Origin of the sequence: Paenibacillus sp. GYB003 (assembly GCF_036577625.1) — a bacterium.
In the GTDB taxonomy this organism is placed as follows: Bacteria; Bacillota; Bacilli; order Paenibacillales; family NBRC-103111; genus Paenibacillus_AB.
Genome location: NZ_JARBDC010000003.1, coordinates 180,831 through 199,974, shown reverse-complemented (window position 1 = coordinate 199,974; position 19,144 = coordinate 180,831). Strand labels below are relative to the sequence as shown.

Sequence of the window (19,144 nt, the reverse complement as noted above, 5' to 3'; positions counted from 1 at the left end):
ACATTTCAAATCTGTCTTGTGTTGATGATGATCACTCAGGAACGTGGTTCCTTTGATCGAGGAGTCGAGGGACTAGTAAGCTCGTTGTGCGGGCTGGAAGAATACCGGGCGGCCGCTACGCTTATCGGAGTCTCTGAGAAATTACGAGCGAAGCTTGGCTCCGCGGCTCAGCCCCAGTTTCAATTGATTTACGAACAGGCGAAACGAACCTGCAGACTAGAATGCGGCGATGAGCCGTTTAACGAGGCCATTGCGATTGGAAGAGGAATGACGAGAGAGCAGGCCGTTTCTTATGCGTTAGAGGTATAGGGGGGCTCTCTCGCTTGGCTTCTCCATCGTATCCCTCCCCGCATGTTCTTCCTGTTCCGGTTCCAAAACGTTAGCCCCATTATAACATCGCGGGCCGTTCTAAAGAATGGGAGTAGCGAAAAACCGCCCGCTGTCGGGAGGTTACCGTAAATGCCCCGACCATTAATGACATCCATTTGAACAGCAACTGTTCGACCGCGGCGCCAAAGTTGGCGCAAAGGGATTGCCCGGCGCGCTGCAGTACGAGAAGATCCATGATTTTATCGATTTTTCTTTTTGATATGTGTGTGGTTTTTCCTTCACCAACCTCGGACGATTCTGAGCTTCACCAATACGGCCATGTCTCTTAGCTTTGCTGGCTGGCTTGCTCTTGAGCGAAACCAAGCTTGCTTAACAAATCTAAAACCACTGGCACTTCAATGCCGCCAGTGCGCGGTGCATCGGTTAGCACATATGGTGCAATTGCGCCACCGCGATTGTAGCCTGCACAGTTTAGGGTTTCGCTTTCGTTTGCAATTTCTTCAATCACTTGTTTTGGCAAAGGCGCGATTAGCACATCGCCAATCGTAACCTCGCTAAGCGTTCGCCCGTCATAATAAACTGCCAAAGCATTGCATCTGCTGACTGTTTTGCCGCTGATAAACTCATGCTGCTCGCGGCAGCGCTCTTTTGTGATAGGCTTTTCGATTATTCTGCCACTGCAAAAAATGATAGTATCTGCAGCCACCACTGCACCGTTTTTGATTTTTTCTATAAATGGTTTTAATTTTTCGAGCGCCATTGTTGCGGAGTAACTTTTTGCTTGGTCAATACTGACACCAGTGTGAGGAAAGTTGTAGTTAACAGAGCTATCGTCAAATGTGCTTACAATTTGCACAAAGTCAAGTCCAAATTTTGCCAGTTGCTTTGTGCGCCTAGACGATGCAGAGGCAAGCACTAATGTTGGCTTTCCAAACTCTATAACCTCGCCTCTATTAAATCTTTGCTGTAAACTCATAACTATTCCTCCAGTTTAATTTAAGTTTAGGGAAAAATCATGACCTAAGCAGTCCATACCAAAATATTGGAAAACCCATGAACATTCATAGATTTGAACTGGAATTCCAAAAAAATACAAAACTTTCGGGATCGTTTCGACTTCTCTCTTCTGCTTACCCAGTCCGGCATGATCAAACGTAGCGGAACTTCGTCTTGGCTAATTTGTTTTCTCTACCTGATTATCCCTTGGCACCACTAGATCTTAATTTAGTGTCACACACTAAATAAACCTTTTTTTATCGGAAAAAATATAAGTTAAAAAAACATACAGCCGGCCCCTATGAGCCGGCTGTGTTGAGTCAGCCCCTACTTGTTCCCAGTTAATGAATACTATTATAAATGTTTTTAAATTCTTGAACAAAATCAATCGGCAGCATAGGGTTATCAGAAGCGGCTACTCGTTGAAGCTCTTTTAACCAGTTCATCGATTTTTCATCCAAATTTGACACATCGTTTGCTTGATGAAAATAAATATATAGCAATGCATGACGAAGTTTAATAGAATCTTGTAAATATACTATTTCTTCTTCTTGGATTGTATTTTCCTTCAGATATCCTTTCATAAAATGGCGGAAAAACAATTTATAATATTCCGTCTTATTTTCAAATTTCTTAAACGGATAAGAAAGAGCATAATACAATGTAATCCCAATATCGTTTATGAAATAGGTATAACCGCAATCATCAAAATCGAACAAATAAATGTCTCCGTTATGCAGATAAAAATTACTTTGATGAAAATCAGTATGAGTCAAACCGTATGTATCTTTGGACTTGGGCAGAGAAGTAAGTTTTGTTAATCTTTCTTTTACAATTGAAATCATTACATCATCAGGTCGCAGGTATTTCTCCGCCTTTAATTGAACTTCTTGGTCCCAGGCTTGTCGTTTAAACGCCGGATTACTCCATTCATAACCCTTTGTGGCATGATGGATTTTCCCCAGAAATTCGCCCCATTTTTCGTAAAGCGATTCATTCCAATCTTCATCCGACACTTCTTTTCCAAGAGACATTTCGTATGAAATGGCTAGGAACGAACCATTTTCTGCAGCAATTTCTTCAACCATATTCCCCCTGGCCGATGGAACAGCATTTGAAACTGCCAGCCCTTTATTCGACAAAAAATTTAAAAATTCAATTTCACCCCGTATATTATTTCTTGATCTTCTAATTGTATGTGAGATTTTTAATATGAAAAATGCATTGTTTTTCTGGTATTCATAAACAAAGCTTTCATAACCGCCCAATAAACGAACGGTGTCATTACTAATGTCATATCGCTTAATTGCTTCGGTAAGGATCTCATCAGTGAATTGCTCTTTAATTTCTCGTATCATTTTCTATACCTTCTTTCATTCATAATTTAAGTTTTCATCACGCAAATTGCTGCTGCTGAAGCAACGATACGGTCTATCCCCCATCCTTTTCACCTCTAAATGGGAATGTTTGTTCTTGTTAACTGTAACATTTATGTTAAATTCTGAAAAGGGCCAGAAATTAATTAATCTGCCCCTTTCTTGTTATTGCTTGTTAAAGATTAGAGATTAGATTCATTCGTTGATAAACTTCTATAATAGGCAGTTATTTCTTCTTTAAACTCCGGTCGTGGAACTTTGGCTCCACATCCGACACAAGCCATTTTAGGCATACCGAGTCAATTGTACATATGCCTCCCACAACTTTTGTCATGGGCTTCTGCGCGGTGAGCTACACCTTGAGATTAATCGTTAGATACAGCCTGTACAACAAGAATAAGCAGCTTTACGGGAATGGCGGGAATCCGAACTCAATACCAAGTTATTTTTCAATATTACGCTTCCGAATCCATGAGACAGATGAATTCCCGGATCGGCTGTCGTCTATACAAACGAAGGCATAAATGAACACAAACTAATTTGACGAAGAGGTGTTTTGAAAATGGCATTAACGTCCGTATTCACGAGCTTCAACCTGCCTGTAAAAAACGTAGAACAATCGAAAGCGTTCTTCACCGGACTCGGATTCGAACTCAACCCGAAATTCCCCGATAACGAGAATTCGGTAGCCATCGTGATCGGCGACAACCTGCAGGTCATGCTGATCAATCAAGCATTCTTTAATACGCTTACGGAGAAGGAATCCGTCGATACGAGCAAGTATGCGCAGATGACGATCGCATTGGCCTTCGAGAGCCGGGAAAAGGTCGATGAAATCGTGAATACCGCGGTCTCCTTGGGCGGGAAATTGCACGCTGAACCTGAAGATCATGGGTTCATGTATCATTGGGGCTTCGTGGACTTGGACGGCCATCTGTGGGCCGCTAACTACATGAACATGGATGCGGCACAAGGTTGAGGTTAACGGAGAGCACGCTCGTACTAGGGTTCAAAAAGAAAGACGCCGGGCATCTTCCCCGGCGTCTTCTTCGATGATTAATTTTGTTCGGTATAGGCTTTGAAATTGTCCATGATCGCTTGCCAGCCTGCTTGCTGGAACTCGACGGGATTGGAGCTTTCCGCGTCGAACGTTTCAATGACCTTCGTCTCATTCCCTTGATCGACGAAAGCAATATCCACTCTTCTTCCGTCTTCCATGGTGTAGCCGATCGCCTCATGCCGATTCACGACATCGTAGACGCCGCCAAAATCAAAGCCCATGCTGCCATCCTTCGCTTCCATCCGTGTCAGAAACTTGCCGCCGACCCTCAGATCGTTTTCGGCTCTCGGCGCATGCCAGTCCTCGGACGCTTGATTCCACTTCGTGATGTGATCCGGCTCGGTCCAATAGCGCCATACCTTCTCGACAGGGGCTTGAATGACGGCTTGCACGGTTACTTTCGTCGGTTGACTCGTTTCCATTTTAAATAGACACCTCTCTCATGATATTCGTCGTTTGGTTATTCTCAATGATATAGACGTAAGCCAATGACGATATTCATCGGTCCATTCGCTCAGGCAGCCCAAATCGCGAAAATAATGGCGTATGAATGAAGTTTTGAACGTGCAGGATTTGATTTTCTTTGGTTTCGATGACGTGGATGCCCCAAGGTACCAGGCCAGAGCCCTCTTTATCCGGCATATACTGGGCCAACGCCGGATAACCGCCATTCACCGTAATGGGCACAAATCGCGAACCTTCGCAATGCCAGCGAGTAAGCGAATAGAAGGCGGACAAATCTTCCTTGCCGCGGATCCACATCTCGAAGGGCGGCATCGACATGCAGCCTTCCTCGTGGAACAACGCGACGAGCGCAGCAATATCGAATTGCTCGAAGGCCTCCACATACCGGGACAGCAGCTGCTGCTCCGGTTGAACGTCCATGCTGCTGAGCTCATCCGAGCGAAGCTGCGCCCGGTCCATCGTCTCTCGGGCTCTTTGCAAGGCGCTGTTCACCGCTGCCGGCGACATCGCCAACGTTTCCGCGATCTGCTTGGAGGACCATTCAAATACATCCTTCAAAATGAGTACCGCACGCTGCCGCGGAGGCAAGGTCTGCAGGAGAGCGATGAAGCACAGTTGAAGGGTATCTCTGCGGACGAGCCGATCCTCCGGATTGCCCCCAAAGTCGGGAGACGGCCAGATCCAGGCAGAGTCCGGCAGCGTGTCGCGCGGCTCGACGATGGCGACGGCCGGATCGAACAGGTCGACGGGAAGCGCGCGGCGTTTGGATTGTCTCAGCTTGTCCAAGCACAGGTTGGAGGCGATCCGATAGACCCAAGTTTTGAACGAGGAATCCTGTCTGAACGTGCTCCAGCTCTGCCAGACCCGAATACTCGTCTCCTGAACGGCATCGTCCGCATCGTCCATGGAGCCTAGCATTCGGTAACAGAACGAGGTTAAGCCCGGCTTCAAGCTTGCAAATAATGGTTCGTCAAATGCGGTCTCGTTCATCGCGGCCTCCCTTAACGATCTCTCCGAAGGGGCGGTACCTTCATCCAGGTTTATTAATTAACCGGCTCCATGCCTATGAAGGTGGCTTCCCTAGAGGTCACTGCACAAATTATAGTTCACCATCTATACTATGATTTCCTGCACTACATAAACTCATTTTTTACAAACTTGGTTCTTTTCAATTTCACAATAGTTGGGGCTGTAATTATAGAAAAATATCCGAGGCTGCTCTTGTTCAACTATCGTCCCCGTTAGCGGAATGAGTTACAGTTTTTTTGCATTATTAAATCTATGTATCCCAAATCCCTTGAAGTCGGAAGCGAGTATCGCTTCTCTAAGTGGATATAGATTTGTTGTGAATCTTAATTCTACTCCTTTCTGAATCAATCTCTCTATCAAATTTTCGTATATTTCCACTGATTTGGGTATTACTATTCGGCGAGTAATATAATAGCCAGCGGTCTTATCAAAAAGCTCAAAACCCTCATCATCAAAGCAATATCTATACATGGTTTGTTTTGAAATCCTCGAATACCAATGATTCTCTACCGTTACAATGGTATCGGCAATTGTATTGTTAAAGAAAAGTTGTATATGTTGATCCGTTGTTGATTCGTCTCTCCTACATACAATACGAGGACAATCTCTTGGGAAATAATATGTAAATTCGTGCTCTTCATCTATTGCCCAGACTACCGCAGGAAAGTCGGGACGATTTTGTTTCTCTTTTGGCACAAATATTTTGATACTATCGTCCTCGCTAAAATGAAAAAGCATATGCAAGCCCCCTTTTCATCTATTCTAAACACTCAGGGTCACCAACTTCCTCATTTCCTACCAGTGTTTATTAAACTTTAGCTATCCAATGCCCGGATCTGTAAGTTTGTTATTTCCTCCGCTTCCCTTAAAGCTATATTCCGTCGATTTGATCCGTCGTCCTGGATTTGTACAATAACGAAACGGTTGCCTGGGAAGTATCCGAACGCAATGATCTTGATCTGGTTCTATCCACTGTGAAGCAATTCGGAGAAGGAGATGCGATCCTGCACTCCGACCAAGGATTCCAATATACCATGAAGTCGGACGCTAAGCTGCTGCAGGATCTAGGTCTGATTGAATATATTCAGTTTTACATTACAGAACGATTTCAGAAAAAACTCGGCGATCTCTCCCCTGTTGAGTACCGGGAATCGATAGCCGTGTAATTGTGTTTACTGTCTCTCCTTTTAGCTTAGCTCACGTACATTTGTTCCATACAAATAAACCTTCCAATACTACCCAACAGCCAAGCTCCAACGTTCCACGGGCATCACGTGAGTCCGCGCCGCCCGCGCTGCTCTTCCTTTTTAAAGGGAGTACGGGACACGCTGGCGAATGCTCTCTCAGGTTACATTCAGGATAATGTCCTTTAGTTCGATCAGAGTCTTGATTCGATAGGTGGCCTGTGAGAAGTCATGTGTTTTTGTGAAGTCGTTATGGACAATAGCACAGTCGATACCAGCCGCCACGGCTGAGTTCAACCCTCTGTTTGAATCCTCTACAACCAGGGTCTCTTCTTTGGTAGCTCCGAAGCGCTTTAGGCCGGTCAAGTATGGTTCCGGGTGCGGCTTGGTGTGCTCGTAGTCTTCGCGAACAAGGACGAATTCCATGAATTGTATAATCTGGCGCTTTTCATGAATAAGTTGAAAATCCGCACGTTTTGCAGTCGTCACGATGGCCATGCGGACGTACTTTGACAATTCGGCTAGAGTTTCAACTACGCCTTCAATCTCTATGGCTTCTGTTCTTAAATATTCCTGATAATAGACGTTGCGGACCTCACGCTGCTTGCTGATGGTCTGTTCATCAATACCTGCCGCCCTAGCTTGGGACCAAGTGCCTAATGACTGGGTCATGTCGCGGAGGTATTGATCTTTATCCAAAGTAAATCCAATGTCAGCCAGAGCGCGTTCTCCCGCTTTGTAATACCAGAATTCAGTATCGACCAGAACGCCATCATGATCGAAGAGTATGTACTTTTTCATTGTTTCGTGCTCCTTTGTCAGCTGCGGCAATCATGCGTGCCATCACGCGCCGATGAACCATGCTGAACGCTTCCCAATAATCATTACCATATCGAGTGCTGCGCTTGATAGGAAGCGGGGTATAAACTGGAGGGATTCCACCCTTCTTGCGTGTTAGCAGATCGCCGATCAGCATTCTACCTTCAAGGAGACAAGATAGTCGGCAAGTTTATCGAAAGTACCCTCAAGATCTCGTTGAAGCCTTGGAGCCATACCGTTGTAGGTTTCTTGTTCCTCAGCGGAAGCGTTCACAGGGTAACCTTTCAGTTTTAAAACAGTTTTACCATCGTCATCTTCCAGCGTTATGATATTCATAATTTCAAGAGGCCAGCTCACGCTAAATGGCGCTCGGACCGTATTGCCTTGCTCATCGGAAAAGGATTGGATATAAGCCACTTTCTCAGGTTCGACAACCTCTTGGTATGCAAATTTTCTCCACATAACCAGATTTCCGTCAGGAGACGTCTGAAAACCTAAAAACTCGCCACCTGATCGAGCGTCCATTTTAACGACGTCGAGGGTGAACCCCCTTGGTCCCCACCATTTCGCGAAATGCCCGAGCTCTGTCCATGCTTTAAATACGAGTTCGCGAGGGGCATCGAATACACCCGTAAATGCAAATTCGAACGATTGATCCAGATTGTTATCCATGAAAATCCTCCTTGTATTGAAGGGAACGATTCCCCTACTTTGGCGAGGATGGAAATAAGCCCCACTGAAAATTTCCTACAAGTATTTTACCATGATGTGTCCATCTTTTGAGATTTTTAAATTCTTTTACGAAATACATGAAAAACGAAGCCATTTCCTCCCCTCCTATGTTTAATTTATACAAAAAAAATGGACAACGAAACTCATAGTTTAATCCTATATAGTATTTGTACATCTTTCTCGCTTTCCTCCCTCCTTCCTATGCTTCTATTTCAACTAAGCAAGCCGGTTACATATGTTAATACGCCGCTTTATGAAAACCATTATCAAGCGCGGTCGATTTTTTTTCTTCAAGTCACTATTATAGAGCATGAAAAAATGCGGGCACCCGCAATCGCTGGAAACCCGCATTCACTATTCCGGCATTAAATCGTTTTTTACAGGTTCTATACAAAGGAAATGGGAGTGGCACTCGCACACCCCACCATTTTCCGGAACATTTGTCCAAACAGGTGGGGAGTATTTGACGCTCACTTTGATCCAGATTGCGAATAGAGTTCACATACTTTTAAAAAGCTTTTTCCCACGTCAGCACCCGTACTTCACCTCTACGAAACCATCCTCAATGACACCAATGTTACGTTGCGGGTATAACTTCAACTTCGGCAATATTCATGGCGTTCGGGCCAACCAGCTGAATCTATGTGAATCAAAGCCCTGCAACCTTTCATACGTCAAAAGCTGCCGGTGCAACCAGGCAGCTTTTGAACTTATACATTTTTATAAAATATCAGTCACTGCCCCTTTAGATGCAGAGGAAACTAGTTTTGCATACTTGGCTAGTACGCCCGAATTTACTTTTAGCGGAGGCTGTATCCATGCTTGAGCCCTGGTAATCAACTCCTCTTCTGTCACGTTAAACGTAATCTGCTGCGTTTCGCTGTCGATGGTGATCATGTCTCCGGTCCTCAGCAACGCGATCGGTCCGCCTACCTGCGCTTCAGGTGATACATGGCCGACTACGAATCCATGCGAGCCACCCGAGAACCTTCCATCCGTAATGAGGGCAACTTCCCCGCCAAGTCCCTTCCCTACAATCAATGCGGTAACAGACAGCATCTCCGGCATGCCTGGACCGCCCTTCGGTCCACAATAACGAATAACCAATACGTCCCCTTTTTGGATTTCATTTCTCAAAATTGCTTCCGTTGCGGCCTCCTCGCTGTCATACACCTTTGCCGGTCCGACAAACCGAAGCTTCTTCATACCCGACATTTTGGCTACGGCGCCTTCAGGGGCAAGATTACCTCTAAGTACTACCAAGGGTCCATTCGGCTTCAGCGGCTTGTTCAATGGACGAATAATCTCCTGATCGTTTCTCAACGGAGCTGCTTCGGCAAGATTCTCCGCCAAGGTCTTGCCTGTTACCGTCAGGCAATCGCCGTGAAGAAGTCCCTCGGCGAGTAATAACTTCATCACGCCAGGAATGCCGCCAATTTCGTTCAAATCCTGCATTGCATGTCGGCCGCTTGGCTTCAGATCTGCCAAATGAGGAACACGCAGGCGTATCCGCTCAAAATCATCCAATGTTAAATCTACGCCTACCGAGTGCGCAATGGCAAGCAAATGCAGGAACGCATTTGTTGAACCTCCCAAAGCCATAACGACCGTAATCGCATTCTCAAACGCATTTTTCGTCATGATGTCTTTCGGGTAGATCTCCTGTTCCAGCAGCGATATGACTTGTTTACCGGCCGCATCGCATTCTGCCGCTTTATCAGGCGAAATGGCCGGCGTAGAGGATGAACCGGGAAGGCTCATGCCCATTGCTTCCGCCGCAGCGGCCATTGTGTTGGCGGTGTACATGCCGCCGCAAGCGCCCGGACCCGGACAGACGCTGCATTCTACCTTATGGAGCTGTTCATCTGTCATGTTTCCATCATGATATTGACCTACCGCTTCGAAAGCCGTTACGATATCGACGTGTTTACCGTCGAGATTTCCGGGTTGAATCGTTCCGCCGTATACGTAAACGGAAGGAATATTCAGCCGCCCGATCGCCATCAGACAGGCCGGCGTGTTTTTGTCGCATCCGCCGATGGCCACCAGACCGTCAAAGCGCTCAGCTCCTGTTACAATCTCAATAGAATCCGCGATTGCTTCCCTGCTTGGCAGCGAGAACAGCATGCCTTCATGCCCCATTGAAATACCGTCCGAGACTGTAATCGTATTAAAAATCAGCGGAGCACCGCCATGGCGATGCACCCCTTGTTTGGCTCGAACAGCCAATTCATTTATATGCATATTGCACGGGGTTACCTCGCTCCAAGTGCTGGCTACGCCAATCATCGGCTTTTTGAAGGCCTCATCCGTAAAACCAACGGCGCGCAGCATCGCTCTGTTCGGTACTCGGTTGACTCCCTCGCTGATTACCTTGCTGCGAATACGAAGATCTTTTCCGCTTGCCATTTCTCCTCGCTCCTGACTGTTTAAAGTAATCCGTGCAGTTCCCGCATCGGACGGACGAAATTTTGCTTCATCATTGCCTGAGCGTAATCACAATCGTTCTTCTCGAAAGCTGCAATAATGGAATCATGCTCGTCGACTGAAGCTTGTGTCGCAGTAATCGGCTGCTTTAAGAACACGTATTTAAAGCGCCGGATATGAATCTGAAGTGAAGCGCTGAATGAAGCGACATAAGGATTATCAGAAAGTTCCACAATCAGGTTGTGGAACTGCTCATCCGCCTCCATTGCTTGGTAAGCCTGACCGCTATGAATGGCACTTGCAAATTCTAGATTGATCGCTCGCAGTTGCTCGATTTGCTCCGGAACAATAACTTTTGCGGTAATTTCAGCTGCTAAAGCCTGAAGAGCCGCCATCGTTGAATACATCTTGAAGATGTCATCCTTCTCAATTTCTTTTACCTTTGTTTCTTTTCCAGGATGAGTAGAAACGAGCCCTTGTACTTCGAGCAGCTGAAATGCTTCCCGAATCGGCGTACGGCTTACGCCAAGCGTCTCGGCCAATTCGGCGTCAATAAGTTTTTCCCCGGGTTGCAGTGTACCGTCGATAATCCATCGTTGAATTTGGGAGAAGGCTCTTTCTTTTGCGGACACCCGTGCAGGCGAGACAAAATTTTTAGGCACTGGCATAGTTATCATCCTCACTTCTTCATTTCCTTATATGCAATATATCGCATACATATATTAAAAGCAAGAAGTTTAATTGAGGCTGCTTTTGCTCCCAAAAATGAAGCTCCCCGTATTCATAGGTGGCTTCATATGCGCAGGAATACTATCTTTCCCATTGCGTTAAACTGCCGATGAAAAATAAAAAGGACGCTCCCGCGCCCTCCTTGCCGAAATTTCTCATATTCGTTTTTCATCCATTGCTCCCCACATTGCCGACCACTCAATTGAGACAAAATTAACTTGAACCGGATATCAATTGCCCAAGGTTCCGGACTAGGCAGAACGCGTGGAGAAGCAGAAATTCTCAAATACGATGTCCAATCTAACGTTTAGCTTTTTGGTAATGCAGCCCCATTACGCCGTTCTTGTACGTTTTGCTGTGCGTTAACCGAAGAGATTGCTGCTTGTCGGCCAAAGCGAACAATCGTTCGCCGCGAGACACGATCACGGGATGGACCAGCAGCCATAACTCGTCATATAGATCGTGCTGGATGAAAGATTGCCAGGTTTTGACTCCGCTTTCGACCGATATTCGATGGACCCGGCTTTTCAAAACGTCCAGTTCCCGGGCGAGCGACCGATCGTCCTTAATAACGAGTTGTTGCGAGTTTCGCCATATCAAGTCCGTCTCGGAATGAGACAGCACCACTTTCGAAATTTCATTCATGCGCCTGGCGATGGCCCGCTCCAACGAGTTGGATGAGTTTTCGGCTTGCTGCCAATGTCGGGCCAGCGAAGCGTAAGAGTGTCTTCCGACAATGATCGTATCCACCGTGTTGTAATACTCCAAGTAATCTTCGAAAATTTCCTCGCTCAACATCATCCAGCTGTACTCGTCCGACACGACGCCGTCGAGCGACAGCTGCATCGTTAAAATAACGCTGCCCATCGTTGCCGCCAGCTCCTTTCGAGAGGTAATTCATCATCATTTTATCAAACGATCGACTCGGGCGTTTCTTACAGATTGCTCATTTGGAGACGCGCCGAAAACACGGTTGGCCGGTTTCGGTTTTTGCTCCTTATGATTGTACCGACAGATCGCCTTGCTCAGAGCTCGATCGTAAACGAAAACGTCGTGAATTCGTTCTCGATGCTGCTAACCCGGATTTCCCCGCCGAGCCGGTCGACGATGGATTTGGCGATCGACAAGCCGAGCCCGTAGCTGCCGTCCGCATGCGTCCGGGAACGGTCGGCGCGAAAAAAGCGGTCGAACACCTTTGGCACGTCCTGTCCGGCAATTCCCGGCCCGCTGTTGGATATGGTGAACGTGACGTGACGGTTTTTCCGAACGAGCGACATTTCGATCCAACCTTCGGAATCCGCATATTTGATCGCATTGTCGAACAAGATGGCAACGATCTGCCTAATGCAATCCGGTTCGCCGTTCGCGACGATATTGGGCTCGATCGAGCGGGTGAGACGGATCCTTTTAAGCGCTGCGGCCGCTTCCATGGAACGGATCGCGTCTTCGACTTCCTTGCTGACGTGAACCGGCACTTTGCGTACAATCGATCGTGCATCCTCGGTTTTTGCCAATGTCAGCATATCGTTTACGAGCTTTGCCATTCGATCCGTTCCGATCCGGATATAACCGAGCCATTTCATCTGGTTTCGAATCGTATCGTCCCGATTGGCTTCAAGCGCGTCGCAATTCGCATGGATGATCGAAAGCGGCGTTTTCAGCTCGTGGGAGGCGTCGGTCACGAACTGCTTCTGCTTGTCCCACGCTTCGCGGATCGGCTTGATCGCCCTGTTGGCGAAGTACAGGCTGACGATAACGATGACGATCAGCGTGGCGAATCCGACGAGGAGCAGCGAGGTGAGCAGCTGGACAAGCGTACGGTTCGTTTCCGTAACGTCCAGAAACGTTATGCTGTACTTGTTTTCGTCGACGACAACCGGAACTCCGTCTTCCCGAACGATCTGAACCTGGATCGGAGCGATGCCGTACCTCCACTGTCTGCCGTTCAATGCAATCGCATGACGGCCGTCCTTATTGCGCCAGGCGCTCTCCGCGGCTAGCCGATAAGCTTCGTCGGGCAGATCGACCAGCGAATCGACATTCAGCATGTTGCCGTCCGCATCCACTTCGATATGAAACACATTGGCGCCGTCCCCGGCCGCATATCCGGACGTCGTTCGGGTGACGCTCCGTTCCCCTTGTTCGCCCACACCCGGAGCTCCGGACTCCAGCCTGATCTGCGTCTCGGGCTGCGAACCGAGACGGCTTCGAATTTCCGACTGCACGCCGCTGTAGGTGATGAAATAGACGAAGGCGAATGCGGCCGCGAGCACGCCCGACGTGATGGACAAGTTCAAGACGAGTAATTTGTTGCGCAGCTTGTTGAACATCGCGCTTCATCCTTTACGGCTTCAGGACGTACCCCGCGTTTCGTATCGTTTGTATGGCGGCGTTCGACTCGAGCTGACCGATTTTTTTGCGCAGAAACGAAATGTACATTTCCACGCGGTTTTCTTCCGCATCCGTATCGCTGCCCCATATTTTTTCAATGATCAGCTCCTTGGAGGTGACCATGTTTTTTCTGAGCATAAGCAACTCCAGCAATTGGGATTCCTTCAAGGGGAGCTGAATCGTTTCGCTTCCGCAGCGCAGCGAAAGCGCAAGCGGATCGAGCTCCAGATCTCCGCACTTCAAAATGCCGTCCTTGAGCCATTCCGTCTTGCGGCGTCCCAACGCGCGCAGGCGGGCCAGCAGCTCGTCGGTATGGAATGGTTTGGCCAAATAATCGTCGGCCCCGTTGTCCAAGCCGCGTACTTTGTCTTCGGTTTCTCCTCTGGCGGTAAGCAAAATGACGGGCGTCTCGATGCCGTTCGCGCGCAATTGCTCGAGCACGCGTAGCCCGTCCAGTTTGGGCAGCATAATATCGAGAACAATCATATCGTAAATGCCGGTTAGCCCATTGTCCAACCCGTCTTCGCCATTGAACGCCAGGTCGACGGAGTAACGGTTTTTTTTCAGCACATGGGCGATCGCCTCCGCAATATACGTTTCGTCTTCCACAAGCAATATTCTCATATCCGCCCTCCTTGCCGCAAACGGCTCCGCGGCACGGAAGCCGATGGCCGCTACCGTGCCGCGAACATGTTCATCGTTTCAAAATGCCGAGGCGATTAGTACCCGATCGTCGAGCTTTCCTCCGCCTCGTCGGGCGCTTGCTCGCTCCACGTTTTGCCGCCGTCGGTCGAGTAGGTGCGGACGCCGTCTTCGACCTTGCTCAATGTGCCGTGGCCTTCCCCTTCTTTAGGTCCGGATCCGAAGGTCGTCGTCATTTTGCCGTCCGCGTCAGCCGTCTCGGTTACCCCTTCGGGCGCTTGCTTGCTCCACGATTTGCCGCCGTCCGTGGAATAAAGCTTCACGCCGTTCTCGATCTTGATCGTCAGGTTTGTCTCGGCTCCGTCGGGAACGCCTCGCTTGTAAGTATGAAGCGACTTGTTCGCGTCGTCGCCTTTGGCTCCCGCCTGTTCGGGCGATTGCTCGCCCCACGTTTTGCCGCCGTCGGTCGAGTACGATTTGACACCGTCCTCGACTTTGGTCAGCAATCCGCCGCCTTCGCCTTCGCGCGGCGGGGTTCCCCGCGACGAAGTAACTTTGCCGTCCGCGCCTACGGATTCCGTTATGCCTTCGGGCGCTTGCTTGCTCCACGTTTTGCCGCCGTCCGTCGAGTACAGCTTGAGGCCGTTTTCGTATTTGATCTGCAGCGACGCGATCGAGTTGGCCGCGAAAGCGGAAGCGGTGCCGAGTACGGCGACAAGCGCTCCGCATACGATAAAGGTGCCCAGTTTTTTCTTGGCGTCCGTCGCGGACAAAAGTTTGAATTTCATATTGAGGTTCCCTCCGATAGGTTTATTTGTAAGCAGCGCTGCTTTACATGCCTCATTATAAGGAGGCAACCTTTAGCGAACCTTTATTTTCTGAAAAAATATTATATTTATCGTGGGCAACTTCTTGCGTTTGCTTAAACGAGATGTCCGCGCTTACAGCAATAAAGAGAAGTCACTTGCTTATCGGTAGGGTTTCCTTTGAAAGACGGTCGGGTAAGGGCCGATACGGGCAATCCGGAGCAAGCGGCTCCCGCATCGCCTCAAGAGAAGATGCGAGGAATGGTGTGGGCCGCGCCTTATTTCCGGGGGGATGATTCGGTTCTAAAGGTGGCTCGCAAGCGCCCCCCATTCGATTTTTGCACCTGCAATCATGAGTGATTGTGGGTGTACTGGCCGTCATTTTTACATCGATCCAAGAAAGTTTGCATTCTCTGGACTAAATTAAACGTTTTCCCGTATCCAAGAACGTAGCTTTTCAGCATAGAAAGATCGTTCATCAGGGTCCGTCTGATCCCCCTTCGTCAGATAAAGTTGATCGTTCGCATACCTTGGATAAACATGGAGGTGGTAATGCCAAACGTCTTGATTGCCGGCAGGCTCATTATGTTGTCGCGTAGAAATCCCGTCACACCCATATGTACTTTTCATCGCAAAAGCGGTTAGTTGAGCCGCACGGTGAATTTCGGCAGCGTACTCCACAGGGAGCTCATAGATGTTCTCGAAATGTCGATTAGGAACGACAAGCACATGTCCTTTATTGTTTGGCCACCATTTGCTCGCAATAAATGCCGTTACATATTCGTTCTGGTAGACGATATCCTTTTGTTTTGAAACAAGACGACAAAATGGACATTCGTATCCTTCGGGCATATGAGAGTATGCTATCGTCGTCATCGTTCAAATCCCTCCATATCGTGTTTCCTCATCCTGGTTATTAGACGAAGGCAACCTTCCGTTCGTTGCGTTAAGGTTTGTGTCCTGTCAGGTGACATAACTGTGTAACCCCTTTTTTCATGTTAAATTATAGTAAGTTACTGATTTACCCTCATTCCGAAGGGCTGCCGAGTCAATTAGCAGCCTTGCATGGATTTGATTGTTGACCATTTGATTGGTCATTAAAACCAATTGAATGGTTTGCCCGCGAATAGCTCCCTAATTCTAGATACCAGCGTTTCTTTTCCTTCTGTTCTCCACTCCGTTCGAATAAATCCTAAAAATTAATCCGCTTGTTCGCTAATGTTTTCAGCGACAGTTTTTCCTCCGGCTTTCCTAATAAACTCCACTCCTCATTCCAGGCAGCTTGACATGATTGCATATTGTGGATTATAGTTAATAAAATCATTAATTAAGGAGGTTATTAATTGGCTGCGAAGGACTCACTCAGCCTCATCTTCGCTGCGCTCGCCGATCCGACACGCCGGAACATCCTGACCCGACTGTCACAGAGGCCCGCGACAGTCGGGGAGATCGCCGAGCCCTTCGAGATTAGCGCACCCGCGATCTCCCAGCACCTCAAAGTGCTGGAGCGAGCAGGGCTGATCGAACGCACAGCGAACGCACAGTGGCGGACCCTGCAGATTCGCACCGAGCCGCTCGATGAGGCATCGGCCTGGGTCGAGAAACACCGCCGTGAGTGGAACCAGCGCATCGACGCACTGGAAGAACACCTCAAGAACATGGCCGCAAAGGAGGAACAATGAACATGCCCGCATCCGTACCGGAGTTCACCATCACCCGCACCCTGAACGTCCGCCGCGAGCTCGTGTGGCGCGCCTGGACCGAGAAGAAGGAACTCGCCGCCTGGTTGCCCTCGACACCTCTGGAGTCCATCTCCTTCGACGTCCGCGAAGGCGGACGCTACCGCTACACAATGGTCAACGTCGAGACCGGCGAGGAGTATCACACCGGAGGTGTGTTCCTCGATGTCGTACCTTTCGAACGGCTCGTCTTTACCTGGGGTTACCCCGATGCTCCCATCGAGAATTCCCCTGTCGTGACCTTAACCCTCACCGCACAGGGCGAGCGCACCGAGATGATCTTCCACCTGCGCGGATTGGCCGGACAACCCGGCGATAAGTACTTTTACGACGGCTGGTCCAGCGCGCTGGACGATCTGACGACGCACCTGCGCGACCAGAAGCAGTAGTGCCGTGAACCGCCTTCCCGTCCTACCGGCTGATTTTATACGATACCGGGTGACTTTTAACTTTTCTTTTTCCTCGAGTGACGCCAGCATCTCGAAGAATGATTACCATTCGCCCGGTATAAGCCGAAAATATCTCATCGTCCCAAAAATTTCCCCAATGATAGACTGAAAGGGAAAGCTTCGACTAATTAGAAGGGATGGAACGCAATGGAAAAAACCGTCATCCATGTAGGCGATCCCTCCGCCGATCTTGCCGGCCGGGCCCATTTGGCCATACAAGCGGCGATCGATTATGCCGCCTCCCTGGGCGGGGGAACGGTCAAACTGGGCGAGGGATCCTTCCGCCTTGAAAATACCGTACATCTTCGCTCCCATGTGACCCTGGAAGGTATTCCGGGCAAGACGATATTATACCAAAGCCCGGAGCGCAATTCTCCTCTCCTGGCAGACGCCGATCTGCATGAACGCCAAATTACAGTTGAGCATCCCGAACGGTTTCCGGTCGGCCAAACCGTAACGATTCGCAAATCCGACGAAAGCATGGGGTTCGGCGACACGGTAGCGGTCGTCGTCGGGAAGGACGGGCCTGTCCTGTATCTTGACCGTGAGATTCACGCAACCGTGCTTATGCAGCAGGGCGGGATGGCAACTACCCAGGCGCCGGTCATCAGCGGCAACGGCTGCGAGCATGCCGCTGTTCTCCATCTGATCGTGGAAGGAGACAAGGAGAACCCTACGTTTGCCGAGGGTTGCCGCAACGGCGGCATTTATTTATTCGATTCCCGCCATGTCCGGATTGAGGGTTGCGCCGTTCGAAACTATCATGGTGACGGAATCAGTTATCAGCACTGCTCAAATATAGAAGTCGTCCATTGCAGCTGCTTCCGAAACTCGGGCAAAGGCATTCATCCGGGAAGCGGTACAACGGGGACCCTGATCCGGCACAGCAGCTTTATGGAGAACGGGATGGACGGAATCTTTCTGTGCTGGAGGGTGCGGGAAAGCGCCGTCGAGCATTGCACCTCGATTGGAAACGGGATGAGCGGACTTTCCATCGGCCACAAAGATACCCATAACCGTATACGCTTCAACCGGTTCTCCGAAAATCAATATTACGGCATCTTTTTTCGCAACGAGCTCGAACCGATGGCGGCCAATTGCAACCATGTCGAAGGAAATATCATTGAGGATAACGGTTCGGAAACGATGGGCTACGTGGGCATTCGGATTCGCGGCTATACCCATGACGTGGCGCTCGCCAATAACCGGATTTCCTTCTCCAAAGCGCCCTTGGACCGGACGATCGGCATTTGCCTGGAGGAGCATACAAGCCGTATCCTGATGGAAAACAACGAATTCGTTAATTGTGCCATGGTCTCGCATTCCCACTGGCTGCCTGACGCAGAGCGGGAAAGCAAGCTATAAATATGCCCGAATCGTTGAACAAGGCTGCCGATCGTCCGCGGCAGCCCTTGGCGTAGATTTTACGGAATTACCGTTCCCGTTGGTTCAATGCCAATCCCATTCCCATTCCGAGTAATGGTGATGATTAGGCCCTGTTAGAGCCTCGTAAACGTGATGTAATCGACTTGGACGGGCTCTGCCGATTCGATCCGAAGCGCCCGGTTGATCTGTCCCCGGTGATATTGCCCATGCAAGAGGACCTGCGACAGGATGTCCCGGACGGACGATCGGAACGGAACCCCGCTCTGGTTCTCATAGTCGATCATCTCGTCCAACTCGGATTCCTCGAGCCCTTCGATATAGACGCGATATTGCTCGGCGTTTTCTTCGAACATCGTCCGGATCGCCGTCAGGTCTTCCGCTTCCTCCCACAACGAATATTGCGCGCTGCCCTTGCCCTGCAATCGGGACAGCCAGACTCGTTCCGCAACCGCGACGTGCCGAACCAGCTTCAGCAGGTCCTTGTTCTTCGTCCCACTCTCCTCGAGCGCGTCCAAGATGCGTCCGTTCGCCCAGTACAGGTGGTCCATCATGCACTTGATCGTCTTCATTTCGGTTTCCCCTCT

At 49.1% G+C, this 19,144-nt stretch carries 19 protein-coding genes and 1 pseudogene; 5 read left to right on the top strand and 15 right to left on the bottom strand.

Going from position 1 to position 19,144, the window contains the following annotated elements; translation table 11 throughout:
* Window positions 1-655: 655 nt before the first annotated feature.
* Both PV407_RS03430 and PV407_RS03425 read right to left on the bottom strand, forming a co-directional pair.
* Complete coding sequence (locus PV407_RS03430; protein WP_332088463.1) at window positions 656-1,306, bottom strand: Maf family protein; 651 nt, start codon at window positions 1,304-1,306, stop codon at window positions 656-658.
* Window positions 1,307-1,667: 361 nt separating this feature from the next.
* Window positions 1,668-2,684, bottom strand: coding sequence for a phosphotransferase enzyme family protein (locus tag PV407_RS03425; protein WP_332088462.1), 1,017 nt, complete (start codon window positions 2,682-2,684; stop codon window positions 1,668-1,670).
* Between the two features lie 580 nt (window positions 2,685-3,264).
* On the opposite strand from PV407_RS03425, the gene PV407_RS03420 reads away from it, so the two are divergent.
* Complete coding sequence (locus PV407_RS03420) at window positions 3,265-3,681, top strand: VOC family protein (RefSeq protein ID WP_332088461.1); 417 nt, start codon at window positions 3,265-3,267, stop codon at window positions 3,679-3,681.
* 77 nt (window positions 3,682-3,758) lie between these two features.
* Here the strand turns inward: PV407_RS03420 and PV407_RS03415 are convergent, their stop codons facing one another.
* The 3 genes from PV407_RS03415 to PV407_RS03405 all read right to left on the bottom strand — a co-directional run bounded on the left by PV407_RS03415 (window position 3,759) and on the right by PV407_RS03405 (window position 5,994).
* Complete coding sequence (locus PV407_RS03415; RefSeq protein WP_028548475.1) at window positions 3,759-4,184, bottom strand: SRPBCC family protein; 426 nt, start codon at window positions 4,182-4,184, stop codon at window positions 3,759-3,761.
* 76 nt (window positions 4,185-4,260) lie between these two features.
* A complete protein-coding gene (locus PV407_RS03410) occupies window positions 4,261-5,217 on the bottom strand; it encodes a sigma-70 family RNA polymerase sigma factor (protein WP_332088460.1) in 957 nt (318 codons plus the stop codon).
* Window positions 5,218-5,481: 264 nt separating this feature from the next.
* Window positions 5,482-5,994 (bottom strand): DUF6886 family protein, encoded by a 513-nt coding sequence (locus PV407_RS03405; protein ID WP_332088459.1) that lies wholly within the window; start codon window positions 5,992-5,994, stop codon window positions 5,482-5,484.
* A 152-nt stretch (window positions 5,995-6,146) separates the two neighbouring features.
* Here PV407_RS03405 and PV407_RS03400 point away from each other — a divergent pair.
* Window positions 6,147-6,422, top strand: a pseudogene (locus PV407_RS03400) (DDE-type integrase/transposase/recombinase); the annotation flags it as partial.
* A gap of 177 nt (window positions 6,423-6,599) precedes the next feature.
* On the opposite strand, the gene PV407_RS03395 reads toward PV407_RS03400, so the two are convergent.
* The 9 genes from PV407_RS03395 to PV407_RS03355 all read right to left on the bottom strand — a co-directional run bounded on the left by PV407_RS03395 (window position 6,600) and on the right by PV407_RS03355 (window position 15,862).
* Complete coding sequence (locus PV407_RS03395) at window positions 6,600-7,241, bottom strand: HAD family hydrolase (protein WP_332088458.1); 642 nt, start codon at window positions 7,239-7,241, stop codon at window positions 6,600-6,602.
* 168 nt (window positions 7,242-7,409) lie between these two features.
* Window positions 7,410-7,931 carry an SRPBCC family protein gene (locus PV407_RS03390; RefSeq protein WP_332088457.1) on the bottom strand — a complete coding sequence of 174 codons (522 nt, stop codon included), beginning with the start codon at window positions 7,929-7,931 and terminating at the stop codon, window positions 7,410-7,412.
* A gap of 780 nt (window positions 7,932-8,711) precedes the next feature.
* A complete protein-coding gene (ilvD, locus tag PV407_RS03385) occupies window positions 8,712-10,400 on the bottom strand; it encodes a dihydroxy-acid dehydratase (protein ID WP_332088456.1) in 1,689 nt (562 codons plus the stop codon).
* A gap of 20 nt (window positions 10,401-10,420) precedes the next feature.
* On the bottom strand, window positions 10,421-11,086 hold the full coding sequence (locus tag PV407_RS03380; protein ID WP_332088455.1) for a GntR family transcriptional regulator: 666 nt from the start codon (window positions 11,084-11,086) through the stop codon (window positions 10,421-10,423).
* Window positions 11,087-11,447: 361 nt separating this feature from the next.
* Window positions 11,448-12,014 carry a dihydrofolate reductase family protein gene (locus PV407_RS03375; RefSeq protein WP_332088454.1) on the bottom strand — a complete coding sequence of 189 codons (567 nt, stop codon included), beginning with the start codon at window positions 12,012-12,014 and terminating at the stop codon, window positions 11,448-11,450.
* A gap of 158 nt (window positions 12,015-12,172) precedes the next feature.
* The gene (locus PV407_RS03370) at window positions 12,173-13,477 is read right to left on the bottom strand and encodes a sensor histidine kinase (protein ID WP_332088453.1); all 1,305 of its coding nucleotides are present in this window, start codon (window positions 13,475-13,477) and stop codon (window positions 12,173-12,175) included.
* A 13-nt stretch (window positions 13,478-13,490) separates the two neighbouring features.
* Window positions 13,491-14,162, bottom strand: coding sequence for a response regulator transcription factor (locus tag PV407_RS03365; RefSeq protein ID WP_332088452.1), 672 nt, complete (start codon window positions 14,160-14,162; stop codon window positions 13,491-13,493).
* 95 nt (window positions 14,163-14,257) lie between these two features.
* Window positions 14,258-14,968 carry a sialidase family protein gene (locus PV407_RS03360; RefSeq protein ID WP_332088451.1) on the bottom strand — a complete coding sequence of 237 codons (711 nt, stop codon included), beginning with the start codon at window positions 14,966-14,968 and terminating at the stop codon, window positions 14,258-14,260.
* 441 nt (window positions 14,969-15,409) lie between these two features.
* Window positions 15,410-15,862, bottom strand: a complete 453-nt coding sequence (locus PV407_RS03355) for an HIT family protein (RefSeq protein ID WP_332088450.1) — start codon at window positions 15,860-15,862, stop codon at window positions 15,410-15,412.
* Window positions 15,863-16,329: 467 nt separating this feature from the next.
* On the opposite strand from PV407_RS03355, the gene PV407_RS03350 reads away from it, so the two are divergent.
* The 3 genes from PV407_RS03350 to PV407_RS03340 all read left to right on the top strand — a co-directional run bounded on the left by PV407_RS03350 (window position 16,330) and on the right by PV407_RS03340 (window position 18,539).
* Window positions 16,330-16,668, top strand: coding sequence for an ArsR/SmtB family transcription factor (locus PV407_RS03350; RefSeq protein ID WP_332088449.1), 339 nt, complete (start codon window positions 16,330-16,332; stop codon window positions 16,666-16,668).
* Between the two features lie 2 nt (window positions 16,669-16,670).
* Window positions 16,671-17,114, top strand: coding sequence for an SRPBCC family protein (locus PV407_RS03345; RefSeq protein ID WP_332088448.1), 444 nt, complete (start codon window positions 16,671-16,673; stop codon window positions 17,112-17,114).
* 207 nt (window positions 17,115-17,321) lie between these two features.
* Window positions 17,322-18,539: a right-handed parallel beta-helix repeat-containing protein gene (locus PV407_RS03340; protein WP_332088447.1), complete on the top strand. Its 1,218-nt coding sequence runs from the start codon at window positions 17,322-17,324 to the stop codon at window positions 18,537-18,539.
* A 134-nt stretch (window positions 18,540-18,673) separates the two neighbouring features.
* Here PV407_RS03340 and PV407_RS03335 read toward each other — a convergent pair whose 3' ends face one another.
* A complete protein-coding gene (locus PV407_RS03335; protein WP_332088446.1) occupies window positions 18,674-19,129 on the bottom strand; it encodes a DinB family protein in 456 nt (151 codons plus the stop codon).
* Between the last annotated feature and the right edge of the window lie 15 nt (window positions 19,130-19,144).

Bases quoted from the DNA above. Each gene is read 5' to 3' on its own strand.
- PV407_RS03360 (WP_332088451.1), bottom strand. From the start codon at position 14,968: ATGAAATTCAAACTTTTGTCCGCGACGGACGCCAAGAAAAAACTGGGC.
- PV407_RS03420 (WP_332088461.1), top strand. From the start codon at position 3,265: ATGGCATTAACGTCCGTATTCACGAGCTTCAACCTGCCTGTAAAAAAC.
- PV407_RS03370 (WP_332088453.1), bottom strand. From the start codon at position 13,477: ATGTTCAACAAGCTGCGCAACAAATTACTCGTCTTGAACTTGTCCATC.
- PV407_RS03410 (WP_332088460.1), bottom strand. From the start codon at position 5,217: ATGAACGAGACCGCATTTGACGAACCATTATTTGCAAGCTTGAAGCCG.
- PV407_RS03395 (WP_332088458.1), bottom strand. From the start codon at position 7,241: ATGAAAAAGTACATACTCTTCGATCATGATGGCGTTCTGGTCGATACT.
- PV407_RS03345 (WP_332088448.1), top strand. From the start codon at position 16,671: ATGCCCGCATCCGTACCGGAGTTCACCATCACCCGCACCCTGAACGTC.
- PV407_RS03365 (WP_332088452.1), bottom strand. From the start codon at position 14,162: ATGAGAATATTGCTTGTGGAAGACGAAACGTATATTGCGGAGGCGATC.
- PV407_RS03425 (WP_332088462.1), bottom strand. From the start codon at position 2,684: ATGATACGAGAAATTAAAGAGCAATTCACTGATGAGATCCTTACCGAA.
- PV407_RS03375 (WP_332088454.1), bottom strand. From the start codon at position 12,014: ATGGGCAGCGTTATTTTAACGATGCAGCTGTCGCTCGACGGCGTCGTG.
- PV407_RS03405 (WP_332088459.1), bottom strand. From the start codon at position 5,994: ATGCTTTTTCATTTTAGCGAGGACGATAGTATCAAAATATTTGTGCCA.
- PV407_RS03430 (WP_332088463.1), bottom strand. From the start codon at position 1,306: ATGAGTTTACAGCAAAGATTTAATAGAGGCGAGGTTATAGAGTTTGGA.
- PV407_RS03355 (WP_332088450.1), bottom strand. From the start codon at position 15,862: ATGACGACGATAGCATACTCTCATATGCCCGAAGGATACGAATGTCCA.
- PV407_RS03335 (WP_332088446.1), bottom strand. From the start codon at position 19,129: ATGAAGACGATCAAGTGCATGATGGACCACCTGTACTGGGCGAACGGA.
- PV407_RS03380 (WP_332088455.1), bottom strand. From the start codon at position 11,086: ATGCCAGTGCCTAAAAATTTTGTCTCGCCTGCACGGGTGTCCGCAAAA.
- PV407_RS03390 (WP_332088457.1), bottom strand. From the start codon at position 7,931: ATGGATAACAATCTGGATCAATCGTTCGAATTTGCATTTACGGGTGTA.
- PV407_RS03340 (WP_332088447.1), top strand. From the start codon at position 17,322: ATGGAAAAAACCGTCATCCATGTAGGCGATCCCTCCGCCGATCTTGCC.
- ilvD (WP_332088456.1), bottom strand. From the start codon at position 10,400: ATGGCAAGCGGAAAAGATCTTCGTATTCGCAGCAAGGTAATCAGCGAG.
- PV407_RS03415 (WP_028548475.1), bottom strand. From the start codon at position 4,184: ATGGAAACGAGTCAACCGACGAAAGTAACCGTGCAAGCCGTCATTCAA.